This window comes from Acidovorax sp. YS12, from assembly GCA_021496925.1.
Taxonomy (GTDB): domain Bacteria; phylum Pseudomonadota; class Gammaproteobacteria; order Burkholderiales; family Burkholderiaceae_C; genus Paenacidovorax.
The window spans coordinates 1-14941 of sequence record CP053916.1; the positions used below are offsets into that span (position 1 = coordinate 1).

Sequence of the window (14941 nt, forward strand, 5' to 3'; positions counted from 1 at the left end):
ATGAAAAAAGCATTCAGCCTGGCCGTCCTGGTCGCCCTCTCTGGCAGCGTGTTCGCTGCCGACCCGCAACCCGCTCCGGTGCCGAACCTGGCGAAGCCTGGCGAGACGATCACGCCGGCTGCTGCGCCGGCTCCCGTTGCCGCACCGGCCAGCGCGCAACAGTGCAGCGCGGCCGCTGCGGCCCCGGCCTGCGTCGAAGCGAAGGCCGTGGAAGCCCCGAAGCCCAGGCCCGTCGTGCAACGACGCGCGCCGCGTCCCGCCGTCGAAAAGGAGTTCGCACCAGCGCCGGCACGCATGGCCGTCGCCAAGTCGGCGTCTTGGGCCGATGACCCGCGCGCGCAGCCCGTGATGGGCGAAGAGGGCAAGGTGGTCTATGTGTTCGGCGAATCGCGGCCGACCATCGTGTGCGCGCCGCTGCGCGTATGCGATGTCGAGCTGGAGGCCGGCGAGACGGTGAACAATGCCGACGTGGGCGACGCGGTGCGCTGGAGCCTCAAGCCGTCGATTTCTGGCGCGGGCGCGGACAGGACTGTTCACGTCATCATCAAGCCGAAGGACTACGACCTGGACACGAACGCCATCATTGCGACCGACCGCCGCACGTATTACCTGCGCCTGGTGTCGCCGCGCGAGGGCATCAACGCCTACACCACGCGCGTCGCGTTCTACTACCCGGAGAACGAGCGCAAGGCATGGGAAGCGCAGCGCGCCGCGATGGTGAAGGAAGAGAAAACCGTCGTGTCCGATCTGCCGCCGCTGACTGCCGACAAGCTGAACTTTGGCTACGCGCTGGACGGCAAAGACCACTTCAAGCCGGTGCGCGTGTTCGACGACGGCGCGAAGGTCTACATCCAGATGCCGATGGAGTTCCAGCACCGCGAAGCCCCGGCGCTCGTCCTGGTGGGCAAGGATGGCAAGGAACAGCTTGTCAACTACCGCTTGAAGAACGACTACTACATCGTCGATAAGCTGTTCAGCAAAGCCGCGCTCATCCTGGGCGTGGGCGACGATCAGCGCCGCGTGACGATCACGCGCGACGAGTGCAAGAAGCGCGGCTTCTTCGGTAGCTGCGTGGAGTAACGGCTATGTCGAATAACGATCAAGAAGTGAAGTCGCCCGACAAGCTGGAACTGCGCGGCAAGCCCACGACCGGCGTGCGCTTCGGCAAGAAGGCTGGCTTCGTCATCGCCACGGTGGTGTTCACCGTGCTGGGCCTGGTGCTCTACGGTATCGCCACGCGCGAGCCGGCAGGCACCGTGCAGGAAGGCGCGGACGGCCAGCCTTTGGCACCGGGCAAGCTGACGGCGGCCGGCGCGGATGCGGCCGGCAGAATCTACGCAGGCGTGCCCGATGGCATGGCGGTTCCGAAGCCCGAGCCGGCCATCACGCCGGCCACGGCGAGCACGCCGGAAGCGCCGCAGCCGACGCAGGCAGCGGCCGTGCCGAACCTGGGCGCACAGCCTGCCGCAGCAGCTCCAGCAGGGCAGGGCGGCCAGCCGCCGCTGACGCCGGAACAGCAAGCCGCCCAGCGCCTCAAGGAACAGCGCGAAGCCGAGCGCCAGAAGGCCATGATCGCCGAGGCGGCCGTGCCGAACTGGAGCGGCAGCGCCGGCAATACGGTCGTCACGGGCCAGCCTGGCGGTGCGAATCCCGCGCTCGCCCAGCTCCAGGCGGCCGCACGCGGCCTGCAAGGCACGCCCGGACTGGCCCAGCTCGCGCAGGCCCAGGGCGGCGGTGATGGTGATGACCAGAACAAGCAGGCCCGCAAGGAAGCCTTCCTCACGAAAGCGTCGTTGCAGCCCGACACCGACTACCTCAAGGCGACGGTGAAGGAGCAAATCAGCAAGTTCGAGCTGAAAACGACCGCCGTGATTCCGGCCGTGCTCATCAGCGGCATCAACTCGGACTTGCCCGGCGACATCAGCGCCCAGGTGACGGATGACATCTACGACACAGCCACCGGCCGTTTCCTGCTCATCCCGAAGGGCACGACGATCTATGGCAACTACGACAGCCGCGTGGCCTTCGGCCAGGAGCGGGTGCTTGTTGCCTGGTCGCGCCTCCAGTTCCCGAACGGTTCGACGTTGAACCTGGAAGGCATGACGGGCGGTGACGCGGGCGGCTATGCCGGCTTCCATGACCAGGTGAACAACCACTACGGGCGCTTGATCGGCTTCGGCATCGGCACCGCGTTGTTCTCGGCCGCGTTCCAGTTGTCGCAGCCGCAGCAGTCCAGCACGAACGGCACGCTGTCTGCGCAGCAGACGACGGCCGCAGCGGTCGGGCAGCAGCTCTCGCAGCTTGGCATGCAAGTCACTTCTCGGAACCTGAACATCCAGCCTACGCTGGAGATTCGGCCGGGATACCAGTTCGTGGTGAAGGTGAACAAGGACGTTGTGTTCCCGAAACCCTATAAGTGAAGGTATCCTTACACGATTTGGTGACAAATTGAGAGGTTGCCTACATGCCAACGACACCAGACGACGGGAAGGTCGTCTGTCTACGACTTAGCGTTAAAGCAGATGACTTGCTGCGCGAACATCTTGTAAGAAAAGGCGACGTGTCGCGGCGCGTCAACGAGGCGGTGCAGGGCACCGACTTGGAGCACGTCGCGGTCGTTCCACGAGGAAAAGCGCCCGGTTCGGGGCGCGAAACGTTCATGAATACCTCGGTGAAGTTCTTGCCGGGGGTTTATGAAGAAGCGGCGCGGGTGGCTAAGGCCAAAGGGGTTTCGGCCTCCGCGCTTATTGATGCTGTCTTAGTACAGTTCTTTTCACAGCCGAGAGCGGCAGAGGTAAATTATGTCGAGAGCGACAGTAGTAACGGTGACAAACCAAAAAGGAGGCGTCGGTAAAACGACTTCTGGCGTGCATCTGGCCTTCGGGCTGCGGGACATGGGCAAGAAAGTCCTGCTGGCCGACATGGACACCCAGGGCAACGCAAGCGCCATTCTTTCGCGTGACCCGCGAATCAACACCCGGCCCGGTGGCGCTGAACAGCTCTTTCAGAACGTGGCCGACTTGAAGGGGGTCGAAACCCCTTCCGGCATTGACCTCCTTCATGGTCATGCCTTCCTCGAAGCACTGGACAAGGAAGTGGCCGTAGGTGACACGGCCCAGCTCCGCGACTACGTGCGTTCGCTCCCCTACGACTACATCATCTTCGACACGCCGCCCGCCCTGGGCGTGCGCCAGGTCGCGCCGATGCTGTGGGCCGATCACCTGGTTGTTCCCGTCGAGCCGACGCCGCTGGCAGCGGCCGGCCTGGCGGCCACCATCCGCGTCATCAAGCGGTTGATTGATTCCGGCCAAAACGGCGAATTGAAGTGGAAGCTGGTCGTCAACCGCTACAAATCGACCAGCAAGGAACAAACCGCGCTCGTCGAGCGCATGCGCCAGCAGTTCGGCGCGAACTTCGTGCAATTCACCTTCGGCGAGCGCGTCGGCCTGACCGACTGCCTCGCGCGTGGCGTGCCGATCTGGGAATACAAAGGCACGCCGAAGGAAGTAGGCGAAGCCTGGCGCGCGCTGCCGTCCGCTCTCGGCCTGGCATGAGGTGGTGAATATGGCGACAACAACTAAGAAATCATCCGGCGCAGTCATGGACTTCCTGGGCGGCCTCGGCGACGAGGCGGCCAGCGACGCGCCGCCCTCGATGTTCGCTGTGACGGCCATCCGGCCCGACCCCGAACAGCCCCGAACCGAGTTCGACCAGGAACGGCACGACAACCTGGTGGCGTCCATCAATGAAATGGGCGTGCTCCAGCCGCTGCTGCTGCGCGAGACCGGAGAGAACCCGCCCTACGAAATCATCGCCGGGGAACGGCGGTGGCGGGCCGCGAAAGCGGCCGGCCTGGCCGAAGTGCCCGGTTTCATCCGCAACGACCTGACGCGCGAACAGGTAGAGCTGGCCCAGGTGGTCGAGAACACCCAGCGCGCCGACTTGACCGACGTGGAGCTGGCAAGGCGCATTCAGCGCCTGCTGGACAACACGAAGATCAAGAAGAAAGACCTGGCCGCGAAGCTCGACCGCAAGCCCAGCTACATCAGTCGTCTCCTGGCGATGCTCGATGCCGAGTGGAAACCGCTGGTGGACGAGGGCGTCATCACGTCGGCCGGCGTGCTGGAACGCTTCAAGGCGCTAGGCGACGACGACCGCGCCGCGCTGCTCGATGCAGCGCGCGCCAAGGGCGCACCGCTCGGCCGTGAGGACATCGACGCGCTGGTGGACGCCAAGAAGGCGGCCGCCGCGCCGACCGTGGTGCCAGATCCCGCGCACCAGGTCGGCGAGACTGTCACCACGGGCGACACCGGCACGGCCACGGCCAGCGAACCGGACGCCGGCAGCTCTAGCGAAGGCGGCGGCGACGGCCTCGGCGGACTGGATTCACTCGGCGGCTTCGACGGCGAGCCAGGCGCAGGCGGCAGCGCCGACGATGCCGGCGACGGCGGCCTGGGCGGCAGTGGTGCGATAGACGGCGGTGACAGCAGTAGCGAGCCATCGACCGCGACCGCCTCGGGCGGCGAAAAAGGCGGCGGCACGGCCAGCAAGAACGTCTCGTTCAAGATGACGGTCGAGGACTTCGAGCGCCTGATTCCGCACTTCGTGGACAAGTCGGCCGACAAGGTGGAATTCCGCATCAGCCCTGACCTGGCCGTGGCCCTCATCGAGAACCTGGGCGGTGCGGTGCCTGACGAGGTTGGAGAGTACGGCGCGAAGATCAAGGACTTGATGGCCTAGAACGCGCCACACAGCGTTCAAACCGACAAGGGCATGCCGAGGCATGCCCTTTGTCATTTGCGGCCCGTGTAGGCCCGCTACGGCGGCCGCAGCAGGGTGTTTGCCTCTTTTTCCCGCCCAAGGGGCGGCGGCGGACAGTTTCGCAAGGCGTGAGGGTGGCTACTGCCTGTGCTGCTTGGGTTGAAATCCTTGCGGCGGTGGTGAGCTGGCCAGGTTGCCAAGGGGCAGGGCGGTTGTGCGCCACCGGGCGCGCAAGTGCGCGCCCTTCGATAGCTCTGTGAGCGTAGCGAACCGCTTATCGGGGGGAAGGGGGGCCGCGTAGCGGGGGAACCCCCTCGCAGGGGGTTCCCCGGCCGTCAGGCCGCCATTGTGAGGACGCTGCTCGCGCTTGCGCGAGCCACTTATAGCGGGTGGGTGGGTACGAGCCGCAGGCGGCGCCGGCCCATTGGCCGGCTTGGGGCGTAAGCGATCTGGCGTTAAAGCGTTTAAAAGGAAACCGTTAAGAAACGCGCGCGTGTTACGGTGTCGCAAGTCCGCGCCAGTATTGGGTTTTCGGCGGTTTTGGTGGCGGGATAGACGAACTGGCGGTGGTGCGATAGACGACTTTTCGGTGGTGCGATAGACGGGCCTGAGTGGTGCGATGGACGACGGCCGCCAAGTTATCCACAGAATTTGCCGTCCGGTGGTGCGATAGACGTTGCGCCAGGCCGGTTTCATCGGCCGGCCAGGTCGCCGGATTTTTCACGCGGATGGCATAAAAGCCTTGTGCCATCGGGCTTTCCGCCTGGCTGTGGATAACTTAGCGGTGGTGCGATAGACGACTTTTCGGTGGTGCGATAGACGATGACGCCGCGCATCGTGACCGCCCTTGGTGGCGTGATAGACGACGCTGAGGGGTGGCGGCTCGCCGGCCAGGCCACGGCCTGGCTACGCCGACGCGGGCGAGAAAGCGCACGGATGGGATGGAAAGGGCAGGCTCGGCATCGTAGATGCCGGCGTGCGTGGTGACACTGCGGAGCTGGCCAGGCGCAGGGCCTGTCACCAGCCTAGCGGCGACCGCGTTGCTGCGCCTGGATGTCGAAGCCGGGCAGCAGCTCGCTCAAGGGCTGCGCGCCGGCAGTGCGCGGCCGCAGGGCGGGCGCTGGCGGTGGTGCCGGCGACTTCGCGGCCGAGCTAGGGGGGAAGGTGCCTTGTTCCACCAGCCGGCCATACCAGCCGGCCAGGTTGCTCTTTGCAAGCTCGGCACTGAGCTTGCGGGTGTCGCGGGTGAGGTAGACGACTTGGGGCGGCTTGGCCGCCTCGTCGATGGCGATGCGGTAGTCCGGCAGCGCGTCGTCCTTGATGATCTTGACCAGCTCGCGCCGGAAGTATTTGGTTTCCTGCTGGCTCCCGGTCTTTTCCTTGAGCAAGGGCAGGTTGATCTTCCAAAACGCCTTGTCGCCGCAGTGCTTGCGGCCCAGCTCGTACAGCCGGCGCTCCATCGGCTGGGCGAGCGAGAAGTATTCCGGGTTGATGGTCAGGATGTCGTACTCCTGCACTGCGCGGTAAAGCCACTCGGACAGCAGCAGCTCGACCTGGAGCGCGCCCTTGCCGTTCTTGGTGGATTGCGTCACCTTGTAGTCCTCGACCAGCCCGAAGCCATCGGTGCGCTCTTCCTCGGTCGTCTTGACGTTGGTTTCGATGGTTGTGCCGCGCAGTCGTCGGCAGGTGTCTAGGGCGCGTTCGTAGGCCGCGCCGCCCGTGCTGCGACGGGTGCCGACCAGGAAGGGGTGAATGTCGAAGCGCACGCGCCTGGTGGGCGTCTTGCCGGCCTCGACGGCTCGCACGATCTTGGAGACGGCGTAGATGAGGATGTCCTTGTCGAACACCGTGGCCGCCCCGATCACGCTGGGGATGATCTTCACGTACTTGTCGCCGCGCTGGTAAGTGCGGATGCGCAAGTCCTTATTCTTCGACAGGCTGAATATCGGGTATTCCATCGAATGGATGTCGTCCTTGACAGGCCAGTCTGCGACGGCATCAAGCAAGGTGAACAGGTCGGGCTGAATCAAGCCAGGGCTGTCGTCTTTTTTTGTCATTCGAGGAATCCTCTCAAGCTCTCTTGAGTGATACAAATGCCGCACATTTTATCAGGCATTTGTGCCCTTGTCGCGGTTTTCATGGGGACACTTTCCGGCTGGCCAGCTCCTGCTGTAGCTCCATCAACGCGGTCAGCAGCCACCGCCAGCCCTCCGGCCCGAGCGTGATGCGCGCGCGGGCGTTCCGGTAGCTGCATACGAGCTGGGCGATGCCCTGCGAGCTGGGCGGCACCCAGGCGGCGATGCTCTCGCGCGAGCCGGCCGGGCTGCGATAGTCCATTGAAAACACGCGCTCCGGCTGCGGCGCGTGGCGCTCCACGATGTCGAGCGCGTTGGCGGCCACGTCGGCCGCCTGGTGGATGCAATCGCGGTGCAGGTAGGCCGTGACAGTGGTTTTTCCCGCGCCCAGCGTGACTACGCCATGATCGCGCGAGCGCGGGCGAATGGCGACGGTCAGCGTCCACACGGTCGGCACGCCGGCCGGCGAGTAGCCTTTCTGCGTCATGGTTCGCACGAACTCGGCACGGGCCATGCGTCAGCCCTCGCTGTCGTGCTGTTCGTCCTGGAGCTGCTGCGCCACGCGCGGCACCAGCTCCAGCCACGCGGCCCCGGTGCGCTTGATGGCGTCGGCCAGGGTGTAGCCCATGCCGGCCAGCCAGTCGGCGCGGTTGAGCACCAGGGCGACCGCGACGCGCTCGCCCGTGGATTGCACGGCCCAGGCGTCGCGGCCGCCCTTGGCGGCGTCGCGGGCCTTGCGCAAGAGGTGGTTGTATTCGGTCATGTTCATGGGGTCGCTCCTTGGGTTGTGGTGACACCTGGCGCGGCTCGATCGCGCACGGCTGTCGCCATTGCATGGTGACAATTCAACGACGCCGGCGAGCTGCTGGCGTCACCAAGCCGGCCAGCGGCCGCGCTGGTGACAGGCCCGCGCCGTGGATCTCGGCCAGGCGTCACCATTTGCGCTTGCCCGACAGGTAATCGACGGCCGACGCTAGGCGTTGGCCGCCTTCGTACAAGGTCGCCTCGATCTGGCGCGCGCGCTCGGCCAGCGCGTCGTAGTCGCGGGCGCGGGCAATCGCGTCCTGCGCCGCCTTGATCTTCTTCGGGTCGGTGCCGACGTACTCGCGCTTGCGCTCCCCGTCGTGCTGCGGATGCACCAAGTACAGATAGCGCCCCTCGCGCCAGTGCTCGGTCGCGTAGACCAGGCCGGCCCGCTTGAGCTGGGCCATGCGCTTCTGCGCGGTCGCCAGCTCGGCGTCGAGCTTGGCGATGACACCGGGCAGGGCGGCCGCCAAGGTGTTGAGCTGTTTCACAGTGGCGTTAGCCATTTCCTCTTACCTCCACATGCTTCGCCGGTTTGATCTTCCGGCGTTTGATGAACCGGGACAGCGTGGCTTTCGAGACTTCAAGCCGCGCGGCCGCTTTCGTCAGGGACAACCCAAGGGCCAGGTATGCCGCCACCTCGTCCGCGCGCTCGTCGAGCTTGAGCGCGGCCGCCTGGCCCGGTGGCCTGCCAAGGCGCTTGCCGCTCGCCTTGGCGACGCGCAGCGCCTCGGTGGTGCGTGCTCGGATGAACTCGCGTTCGATGCGCGCGGCCAGGCCCAGCACGGTCGCCATGATTTCGGCCTGGAGCGAGCCATCCAGCACGATCTTCTGTTTCGTGATGTGGACGGCGACGCCCTTGGCGACGGCCTCGGCCATGAAGTCGAGAACCTGTAAGGCCGATTCGCCCAGGCGCGAGATTTCCGGCGACAAGATCACGTCGCCGCGCTGGGCCTCGGCCAGCACGTCCGCCAGGGCACGCTTGCGCCACGACTTGGCACGGCTGCCGGTTTCCTCGACGATCTTGAGCGGCGCGAACCCGTGCGCGTTGGCGTACTCCAGCAGGCCGAGCTTTTGGTTCGCTGCATTCTGGTCGTCGGTCGAAACCCGCAGGTATGCGAAATACCTGTGCGCGGCGGCCGCGACCGTTGGCGTTTTCCTGGGCTTCATGGGCTGTGTTTCGCATAAAGGTATAAAGGGCCTTAAATAATACGCTGATGGAACAAAATAAACGGGTCATTAATTAGCCGTTTTCATACCGGCGAAATCATGGTTTTTTTGAGCCTGGTCACGCCGGATAAAACCGGCTGACCATCTGCTGGCCGCGCTGCTCGAAGATCACGACGCCGGCCTTGACCTTGATGACCTTCGGGCGCTCGATGACGACGACGCGCGCCGGCAGCGTCGCCGGCAACGCCTGGGGCGGCTGGTGGTGGCCGTTCAGCACGAACAGGCCCAGCGCACCGGCCACGACGTTCGCGGCCAGGGCAGGCGGGGCGAAGATCGCCACGGCAAAGAGGACGACGGCCAGCACGAAGTGCGCGGGCTTGCTGCGGGTCTTGATGGTCATGTCTTGGTTCTCCTGGTGGTGTGCCTGGGCTGTTCGGCCCGCCGGACGATCACGACGGGGCACAGGTAGGTTTCCCCGTCGCGTCGCACCAGCAGCCAGTGCTGGCCGCCCTCGAACGCTTTTGTGTCGGGATCGGCCTTGCGCCACTCGGCGCGGGTCATGGTCAGCGGCTCGCCCTGTTGCATCGGTCGGCGACCTTGGCGATGGCGTAGTCCGGCACGATCACGCGCCCCTGCGGCTTCACGGCCTCGACATAGCTGATGCACAGCGCCTGATTGGCGAACGTGCCCAGCAAGTGGCCGCCGCGTGTCTCCAGGCGCACCGGCCGCATGGTGTCGGCGGGGTCGATCACCAGGCGAGCGACGACGCTGCCCTGGCCGTCACGAACGGCCGCGGCCTCGATCAAGCGGCGAAAGCCCTTCTGCAACCGCGCCGCGCGAGCGCGGATAAAGGGCACGTCGGCCACCTTGAAGCGCCCGGAAATAGGCGCATTCGCTTCCAGGGCGTCGGCGTGGTCGATGAGTACGCCCATGCGCAGCAGGGCGCGCTGGGCCATCTCTCGGAGTTGCGGGGCAGTGGTTTGCATGGCGTCGATTCCTTGCGGTTGAGAAAGGGTATTAATGCCCTTTCTGTGGCAAAAAAATTAGTCCTCGTCCGGGAACATGATCGTGATGACCGGCTCGGCGTTGTCGCCGGGGCCGACCGCCATCTTGAGCTTCACGCGCTGCGGCATGCGGGCGCGGCCACCACGCGGAACGCGGTACATATCGAAGTACAGCAGGGTGCCGCCCATGCGGGTCGCGCGGCTCGCCATCCACACGACATCCCACAGCCGGCCGGCCTGGTCTTGGCAGGTGCCTTGCCGCTTGTTGTCCTTGCCCGTCCACTCGATGCAGTCCGACCACACGGCAGATGTGCAGGCCACGGGGTAGCGGAAACCGGCCTCCTTGGCCGTCTCGCTGATGTCCACCAGCACGCCGTCGGCGATGGCCTGGGCGCGGGTGTAAGCATGGATGACCGGGGCATCATCCCCGAAGAGGTCTGCAAAGAGGTTTGCGAACATCAGGCTCTCCTTAAAGTCGCTGGTTGACGATGGTTCTATTATAAGGGCATTTGTGCCCTTATGCAAGCGTTCATGGTGACATTTTTTCTTGCCTGGTGCGCGGGCCTGTCACCATTCAGCCCGGCACCTTTTCCCGCCCAAGGGGCGGCGCGGTCACGCCTCGGCAGGCACGGCAGAGTAGCCAGCGCCGCAGGCCCTGCTGTAGCCGTCGTCGTGAGTCACGAACACCTTTGCAGCGGTCTTGCTGTGCTCGACCTTCATGCGGTCGCTGTTCTTGTAAAGGGCCTCGTTCACGTCGGCCATAACGCTCTGATTTCCGAAGTGATGCAGGCCAGGCAAACGGACATCCCACAGCTTGCCCTTGCGCCATTGCTCCACGGTCGGCTTGCCGACGCCGGCCTCCGAAAAGTTGCCCGCGTAGCGGCGGAAAACGCGATCAATTGCCGCTTGCACGGCCGCATCCGAGTAGCTGCGCTCGCAGTTGATGTAGTCGGCACCGAAGCGGATTTGTTGGCCGTCCAGCATGTGGTAGATGGAGCCTTGATAGTCGATGCTCCCGTCAAAGTAGGACGCCTTGAAGTGGCCGGCCACGGCCTCGACCTGGGCTGTATTCGGGCCATCCAGCCATTCAACACGCATCGAAGCCCCGCCGGTGTACGTCTTGCCGCGCACGCTGAACTTGACGCCAGGGAAGGCTTCCTTGAGGGCTTGGCGCACCAGCTTTGCAGTCTCGGCGCAGGTCAGGTACTTGGTGCTCATGGCTTCGTTCCTCTTCATTTGTTGATGGCTCTATTATAAGGGCATTTGTGCCCTTTTGCAAGGGTAGATGGTGACAAATTGCAAGACCAGACGGCGGCAACTGTCACCAACGGGAAAGGATTCCATTTTTCCCGCCCAAGGGGCGGCGGCGGTTCTCGGCTGATTTTGCGTAGCCGGATAGATGATGCTCCGCGTAGTGCGACGTTATTTTATCCGTCTAGCTGGCTTGTTTTCTATCCGCGTAGTCGGATAGTTTTATGTCGTTGTACGACGTGCATTTTCTATCCGTCTAGACGGATGAAATTTAATCGCGCTAGAGCGATTGCATTTCATCCGATCATCGGCTAGAATTGCATCACGTTAGCGGGATGGCGTTTTATCCTGCTACGTTTGCACCAGGAGAACCGTCATGCAAATCCGGGAACAAGGCAAGAAACTCCAGTTCATCCGCTCGACCTACCAGCCCGAGCTGAAAAGATCGACCAGCCAGCTCGTGGCGACGTGCTCGAAGTACGCGAGCGCGCTGCCGGCTGACGAGGCCGCCAAGCTCCAGCCCGAAGAGCTGGAGCAGGTCAAGGCGTACTTCGAGAAGAAGGCGGCCGATCAAGCCGCCTGGCGCGTCAAGTACGCCGTCGATGGCCTTCCGGCCACACTGGCCCAGGTGGTGCAGTACCTGGGCGACGGCGGCGAACTCAAGCCGGAGAAGGCCGGCGAGATTTGGGCCGGCCTGGCTGTTTTGCAGAAGGCTTTGAAGAAGGCGGGCCACCCGCGACCGGCAAAGCCGAAGGGGCCGCCCAAGCCTATGCCCGGCCAGGTTGGTCTGCCGCTGGAATCTTGATTGCAGGGCACAAATGCCCTACAATAGAGGCATGTTTAGACCCGACCATGAAGGGGCACAGAATGGCTAAATCACTGCTCGACAAGATCGGCCTGGAACGCTCGAACAAGCTGATGCGTGAGGCTACGCACCAGGCCATCGCCGACGCGCACGCGCACGGCCTGCCGGTCACGGCGGACGTGGGCGGCGTGCTCTCCAAAATCTTTCCTGACGGCCATGTGGAACCCGTGAAGCCCGCGCCGGCAATCGCTAAAAAAAAGACCTTGGCCGCATGACCGAAATCCCCCCGCAGGAAGTAGAAGCGGGGCCACGGATGATCGTTTTCGCTGGGCCGAATGGCTCGGGGAAGAGCACTGTCACGGATGGCCTCAAGCTCGATGAAGAGTTCCCAGGCGTCTACATCAACGCCGACGACATTGCGCGCACCGAGCTGGGCCACATCCCCGATGTGACCCAGCGCAACCTGGATGCCGCGAAGCTGGCCGAGCAGCGCCGCAAGGATGCGCTGGACAAGGGCCAGCCCTTCGCCTTTGAAACTGTCATGTCCACGCCTGGCAAGCTCGCCCTACTTCAAGAAGCCAAGGGCAAGGGCTTCCAGGTCGAACTGGTGTTCGTCACCACGCGCGACGCTGACATCAACATCGCCCGCGTATCGAACCGGGTGGCCCTCGGCGGCCACCAGGTCGAACCGGACAAGGTGCGCGAGCGGTACGAACGCGCAATGCAGCTCCTGCCCAGCGCGGTCGAGCTGGCCGACACGGCCGACGCCTTCGACAACAGCGGCACCGAGCCTGTGCATGTGGCGATGAAGCGCGACAAGGCCCTGGAGCTGGTCAACGCGGACAAGGCGCCGGCCTGGGTCGCCGAGCGCCTGGCCGAGCCGTACCGCGAGCGGATGGATTCCCGTGCGCAGATCGCCGCCGCATTTCAGCAGGCCACGGCCGGCAGCGCGGCCGGCCTGCCGCCCGTGCTCAAGGATGCGGAAATCGGCCACGGCAAGACCTACGCCGGGCCGGTGGTCGAAGTGACGAAGCACCACGCCTTGCAGAAGGCAGGGGCGAACGTGTACGTGGTTCACGACCGGGCGCTGTGTCCACCCGTGAGCTTGGAAAAGGGAAAAACCGCGACGGTCGCTTACCAATACGAGAAGGGCGGCAAGCACATCGAACCGGCCCGCAATGCGGGCCAGAAGAACGAGATAGGACGATAAGGCCATGCCAGCAAAACCCACGACTGACGCCCGCAAGGCGGGCGCGAACCGCCGCGTTTTCCGTGCGCTGCTGACCACGCACGACCTCATGCTGAAAGACAGCGCCGAGCTGATCGGCATGCACACTGGCCGGCCGTGCAGCTACCGCACGGTGAAATCTTGGATGGCCGACCCCGACGAAGTAGCGACGGCCAGGCCGTGCCCGGAATGGGCCGTAGAGGCGCTGCGCGCGGCCGTGGAACGGCCCGAACTGCTGGAGCGCATCCGCAGCCATGCGGCCGCGTAAGGGGGAGCCACCATGAGCGATGCCAGCGTGAAGGTGAAGCCGGTGGACGTGCTGGGTTCCTGGGTCACGGTGACGTGCCTGGTTATGGCCCTGGGCTTCGCCGCCGTCATGCGCTCCTGGTCGCCGCTGGTGTTCTTCGCGGGCTTCCTCCTGGTGGTCAACATCGTCCAGGCCAGCGCCTCGACGCTGCTGGCCGTCCGTGCTGGTCGGCAGTCCTGGGACGCCTTCACGTCCGTGCATGTGGTGGTCGCGGCCTCGGCCGTGGCCTTTCTCTTGGCCGGCGCGGCCGCGCTGGGCGAGCGGGTCATCTGGTTCAATGCCACCAGCATCCCGTCGATGCTGGTGGCGAAGGATTACGGCGACCGCTACAGCGCGAACAAGCACCGCATGTTCAAGCTGGCTTGCGAGACGCGCGGCGGCGGGCCGATGTTCCTGCGGGACATCGACGGCCGGATGTATGCGCGCTGCGGCGAGTGGTATCCGCAGGTCTACACGGTGGCGGCCACTATGGCCGCTTTCGAGAAGGCCCAGGCCGAGACGGCCGGCGACAAGCCTGGCATGCCGTTCATCATCGAGCGGGACGACGAATAGCCGCCGCGCCCCCTGGGCGAGAAAAGGACAGCCATGAAGGTCTATGGTCGCTATGGGAGCTTCACGCCGAAGCCGCAACAGGCGGGCTATTACGCAAAGCGGGCCAAGCGACAGCAGCAGGAGCGCCAGGCCCGCGCCGTGTCGTTGCAGGCGTGGCTGGAACGGCACAAGAGCTGTGCGAATGGCTGCGGTCAGCCGGTGGCGTTCTACGACACCATCCATTACAGCCTGCGGTATGGCGGCTGCTGTTCGCAGGAGTGCGAGGCGGCCTTAGCGGCACAGCGCGAAGCCCAGGAAAGCGAAGGCCCCTGACCATGACGGCAGGGGCCTTTTTCTTGGGCTGGTGACACCTGGCGCAGCTCGATCGCGCGGGCCTGTCACCATCGGCAGCGTGCCGGATTGGTGCCGTGGCCAGCTCGCCGGCGCGGTCGATCTGTCACCATCTGCCTAGACCTTCTTGCTGGTGAACGACTGCTTCGGCGGGGTGTACTGGCCGCTGGCGACGCGCACAGCGTATCGCTCCACGGCCAGGTACTCATACACCTCGTCGAAGTTGATGTAGCCGGCCGCCTTGGTGCGCTCCTGCAAGCGCCGGTAGGCATCCTTGTCCACCGGGTCGTAGTCGGCCAGCTCCTGGTCGATCAGCTCGGCCCAGCTCGCGGGATAAGCCGACTTGCGCAGCATGTAGAGCCATGCGGCGATGCCGGCAGCGACCGGGAACAGGCCGATGACCTGGCGCAGCATGGCCGGGGCACCAGGCACGGGCAACAGCCCGGCCTGCTCGGCCAGATAGGTGAGGCCGAACAGGCCGACAGCGACAACACCGCCCGCGAGGGCCGCGCGGCCGCTGCGCGGGCTGCTGTGCGCGTTCCTGGCCTGTGTCATGTGCATTTCCATCCGGCGCAGTTGCTTGTACTTCTGGCGCACGGCCTCCGGGGCGAGCGTGGCGGCTTTGATGCCGCCGTCGATGACCTGGAACATGGC

At 64.8% G+C, this 14941-nt stretch carries 22 protein-coding genes and 1 pseudogene; 11 read left to right on the plus strand and 12 right to left on the minus strand.

The genetic code is table 11. The features are described from left to right. The 5 genes and pseudogenes from trbG to YS110_22360 all read left to right on the plus strand — a co-directional run bounded on the left by trbG (position 1) and on the right by YS110_22360 (position 4740). Positions 1 to 1080: pseudogene (gene trbG, locus YS110_22340) on the plus strand (P-type conjugative transfer protein TrbG). Between the two features lie 5 nt (positions 1081 to 1085). Continuing rightward, the gene (locus tag YS110_22345) at positions 1086 to 2420 is read left to right on the plus strand and encodes a hypothetical protein (GenBank protein UJB67570.1); all 1335 of its coding nucleotides are present in this window, start codon (positions 1086 to 1088) and stop codon (positions 2418 to 2420) included. Positions 2421 to 2527: 107 nt separating this feature from the next. After that, on the plus strand, positions 2528 to 2854 hold the full coding sequence (locus tag YS110_22350; GenBank protein ID UJB67571.1) for a hypothetical protein: 327 nt from the start codon (positions 2528 to 2530) through the stop codon (positions 2852 to 2854). Further along, complete coding sequence (locus tag YS110_22355) at positions 2826 to 3554, plus strand: ParA family protein (GenBank protein UJB67572.1); 729 nt, start codon at positions 2826 to 2828, stop codon at positions 3552 to 3554. Before YS110_22350 ends, YS110_22355 begins: the two co-directional genes overlap by 29 nt. A 10-nt stretch (positions 3555 to 3564) precedes the next feature. Next, positions 3565 to 4740, plus strand: coding sequence for a ParB/RepB/Spo0J family partition protein (locus YS110_22360; GenBank protein ID UJB67573.1), 1176 nt, complete (start codon positions 3565 to 3567; stop codon positions 4738 to 4740). A 517-nt stretch (positions 4741 to 5257) separates the two neighbouring features. Here YS110_22360 and YS110_22365 read toward each other — a convergent pair. The 11 genes from YS110_22365 to YS110_22415 form a co-directional block, all read right to left on the minus strand. Next, positions 5258 to 5512 (minus strand): hypothetical protein, encoded by a 255-nt coding sequence (locus YS110_22365; GenBank protein ID UJB67574.1) that lies wholly within the window; start codon positions 5510 to 5512, stop codon positions 5258 to 5260. A gap of 274 nt (positions 5513 to 5786) precedes the next feature. Next, positions 5787 to 6818, minus strand: a complete 1032-nt coding sequence (locus tag YS110_22370; GenBank protein ID UJB67575.1) for a replication initiator protein A — start codon at positions 6816 to 6818, stop codon at positions 5787 to 5789. Positions 6819 to 6897: 79 nt separating this feature from the next. Further along, positions 6898 to 7350, minus strand: a complete 453-nt coding sequence (locus YS110_22375; GenBank protein UJB67576.1) for a hypothetical protein — start codon at positions 7348 to 7350, stop codon at positions 6898 to 6900. Positions 7351 to 7353: 3 nt separating this feature from the next. Continuing rightward, a complete protein-coding gene (locus tag YS110_22380; protein ID UJB67577.1) occupies positions 7354 to 7605 on the minus strand; it encodes a hypothetical protein in 252 nt (83 codons plus the stop codon). A 163-nt stretch (positions 7606 to 7768) separates the two neighbouring features. Then, entirely contained in the window at positions 7769 to 8146 is a 378-nt protein-coding gene (locus YS110_22385) for a hypothetical protein (protein UJB67578.1), read from the minus strand. Beyond that, a complete protein-coding gene (locus tag YS110_22390; GenBank protein ID UJB67579.1) occupies positions 8139 to 8810 on the minus strand; it encodes a recombinase family protein in 672 nt (223 codons plus the stop codon). Before YS110_22390 ends, YS110_22385 begins: the two co-directional genes overlap by 8 nt. 118 nt (positions 8811 to 8928) lie before the next feature. Then, entirely contained in the window at positions 8929 to 9210 is a 282-nt protein-coding gene (locus YS110_22395; protein ID UJB67580.1) for a hypothetical protein, read from the minus strand. Next, on the minus strand, positions 9207 to 9371 hold the full coding sequence (locus YS110_22400) for a hypothetical protein (protein ID UJB67581.1): 165 nt from the start codon (positions 9369 to 9371) through the stop codon (positions 9207 to 9209). Before YS110_22400 ends, YS110_22395 begins: the two co-directional genes overlap by 4 nt. A gap of 2 nt (positions 9372 to 9373) precedes the next feature. After that, positions 9374 to 9796: a hypothetical protein gene (locus tag YS110_22405; GenBank protein ID UJB67582.1), complete on the minus strand. Its 423-nt coding sequence runs from the start codon at positions 9794 to 9796 to the stop codon at positions 9374 to 9376. A gap of 57 nt (positions 9797 to 9853) precedes the next feature. After that, entirely contained in the window at positions 9854 to 10273 is a 420-nt protein-coding gene (locus YS110_22410; protein ID UJB67583.1) for a hypothetical protein, read from the minus strand. Positions 10274 to 10426: 153 nt separating this feature from the next. Next, positions 10427 to 11032 carry a hypothetical protein gene (locus tag YS110_22415; GenBank protein ID UJB67584.1) on the minus strand — a complete coding sequence of 202 codons (606 nt, stop codon included), beginning with the start codon at positions 11030 to 11032 and terminating at the stop codon, positions 10427 to 10429. Between the two features lie 409 nt (positions 11033 to 11441). Here YS110_22415 and YS110_22420 point away from each other — a divergent pair, with 409 nt between their 5' ends. From YS110_22420 to YS110_22445, 6 genes are all read left to right on the plus strand, one after another. Then, positions 11442 to 11870, plus strand: a complete 429-nt coding sequence (locus YS110_22420; GenBank protein UJB67585.1) for a hypothetical protein — start codon at positions 11442 to 11444, stop codon at positions 11868 to 11870. Between the two features lie 62 nt (positions 11871 to 11932). Next, the gene (locus tag YS110_22425) at positions 11933 to 12145 is read left to right on the plus strand and encodes a hypothetical protein (protein UJB67586.1); all 213 of its coding nucleotides are present in this window, start codon (positions 11933 to 11935) and stop codon (positions 12143 to 12145) included. Continuing rightward, entirely contained in the window at positions 12142 to 13080 is a 939-nt protein-coding gene (locus YS110_22430) for a zeta toxin family protein (GenBank protein ID UJB67587.1), read from the plus strand. The genes YS110_22425 and YS110_22430 overlap by 4 nt, the downstream gene beginning before the upstream one ends. 88 nt (positions 13081 to 13168) lie before the next feature. After that, a complete protein-coding gene (locus tag YS110_22435) occupies positions 13169 to 13366 on the plus strand; it encodes a hypothetical protein (protein UJB67629.1) in 198 nt (65 codons plus the stop codon). A gap of 12 nt (positions 13367 to 13378) precedes the next feature. Next, positions 13379 to 13957 (plus strand): hypothetical protein, encoded by a 579-nt coding sequence (locus tag YS110_22440; GenBank protein ID UJB67588.1) that lies wholly within the window; start codon positions 13379 to 13381, stop codon positions 13955 to 13957. A 33-nt stretch (positions 13958 to 13990) separates the two neighbouring features. Further along, positions 13991 to 14269 (plus strand): hypothetical protein, encoded by a 279-nt coding sequence (locus tag YS110_22445; protein ID UJB67589.1) that lies wholly within the window; start codon positions 13991 to 13993, stop codon positions 14267 to 14269. Positions 14270 to 14404: 135 nt separating this feature from the next. Here YS110_22445 and YS110_22450 read toward each other — a convergent pair whose 3' ends face one another. Then, positions 14405 to 14938: a hypothetical protein gene (locus YS110_22450; GenBank protein ID UJB67590.1), complete on the minus strand. Its 534-nt coding sequence runs from the start codon at positions 14936 to 14938 to the stop codon at positions 14405 to 14407. Positions 14939 to 14941: the final 3 nt, after the last annotated feature.

Coding starts and splice junctions, on each gene's coding strand:
- YS110_22370 (UJB67575.1), bottom strand. CDS start 6,818: ATGACAAAAAAAGACGACAGCCCTGGCTTGATTCAGCCCGACCTGTTC.
- YS110_22415 (UJB67584.1), bottom strand. CDS start 11,032: ATGAGCACCAAGTACCTGACCTGCGCCGAGACTGCAAAGCTGGTGCGC.
- YS110_22345 (UJB67570.1), top strand. CDS start 1,086: ATGTCGAATAACGATCAAGAAGTGAAGTCGCCCGACAAGCTGGAACTG.
- YS110_22380 (UJB67577.1), bottom strand. CDS start 7,605: ATGAACATGACCGAATACAACCACCTCTTGCGCAAGGCCCGCGACGCC.
- YS110_22435 (UJB67629.1), top strand. CDS start 13,169: ATGCTGAAAGACAGCGCCGAGCTGATCGGCATGCACACTGGCCGGCCG.
- YS110_22440 (UJB67588.1), top strand. CDS start 13,379: ATGAGCGATGCCAGCGTGAAGGTGAAGCCGGTGGACGTGCTGGGTTCC.
- YS110_22410 (UJB67583.1), bottom strand. CDS start 10,273: ATGTTCGCAAACCTCTTTGCAGACCTCTTCGGGGATGATGCCCCGGTC.
- YS110_22375 (UJB67576.1), bottom strand. CDS start 7,350: ATGGCCCGTGCCGAGTTCGTGCGAACCATGACGCAGAAAGGCTACTCG.
- YS110_22405 (UJB67582.1), bottom strand. CDS start 9,796: ATGCAAACCACTGCCCCGCAACTCCGAGAGATGGCCCAGCGCGCCCTG.
- YS110_22420 (UJB67585.1), top strand. CDS start 11,442: ATGCAAATCCGGGAACAAGGCAAGAAACTCCAGTTCATCCGCTCGACC.
- YS110_22430 (UJB67587.1), top strand. CDS start 12,142: ATGACCGAAATCCCCCCGCAGGAAGTAGAAGCGGGGCCACGGATGATC.
- YS110_22395 (UJB67580.1), bottom strand. CDS start 9,210: ATGACCATCAAGACCCGCAGCAAGCCCGCGCACTTCGTGCTGGCCGTC.
- YS110_22445 (UJB67589.1), top strand. CDS start 13,991: ATGAAGGTCTATGGTCGCTATGGGAGCTTCACGCCGAAGCCGCAACAG.
- YS110_22365 (UJB67574.1), bottom strand. CDS start 5,512: ATGGCACAAGGCTTTTATGCCATCCGCGTGAAAAATCCGGCGACCTGG.
- YS110_22360 (UJB67573.1), top strand. CDS start 3,565: ATGGCGACAACAACTAAGAAATCATCCGGCGCAGTCATGGACTTCCTG.
- YS110_22450 (UJB67590.1), bottom strand. CDS start 14,938: ATGTTCCAGGTCATCGACGGCGGCATCAAAGCCGCCACGCTCGCCCCG.
- YS110_22385 (UJB67578.1), bottom strand. CDS start 8,146: ATGGCTAACGCCACTGTGAAACAGCTCAACACCTTGGCGGCCGCCCTG.
- YS110_22400 (UJB67581.1), bottom strand. CDS start 9,371: ATGACCCGCGCCGAGTGGCGCAAGGCCGATCCCGACACAAAAGCGTTC.
- YS110_22425 (UJB67586.1), top strand. CDS start 11,933: ATGGCTAAATCACTGCTCGACAAGATCGGCCTGGAACGCTCGAACAAG.
- YS110_22390 (UJB67579.1), bottom strand. CDS start 8,810: ATGAAGCCCAGGAAAACGCCAACGGTCGCGGCCGCCGCGCACAGGTAT.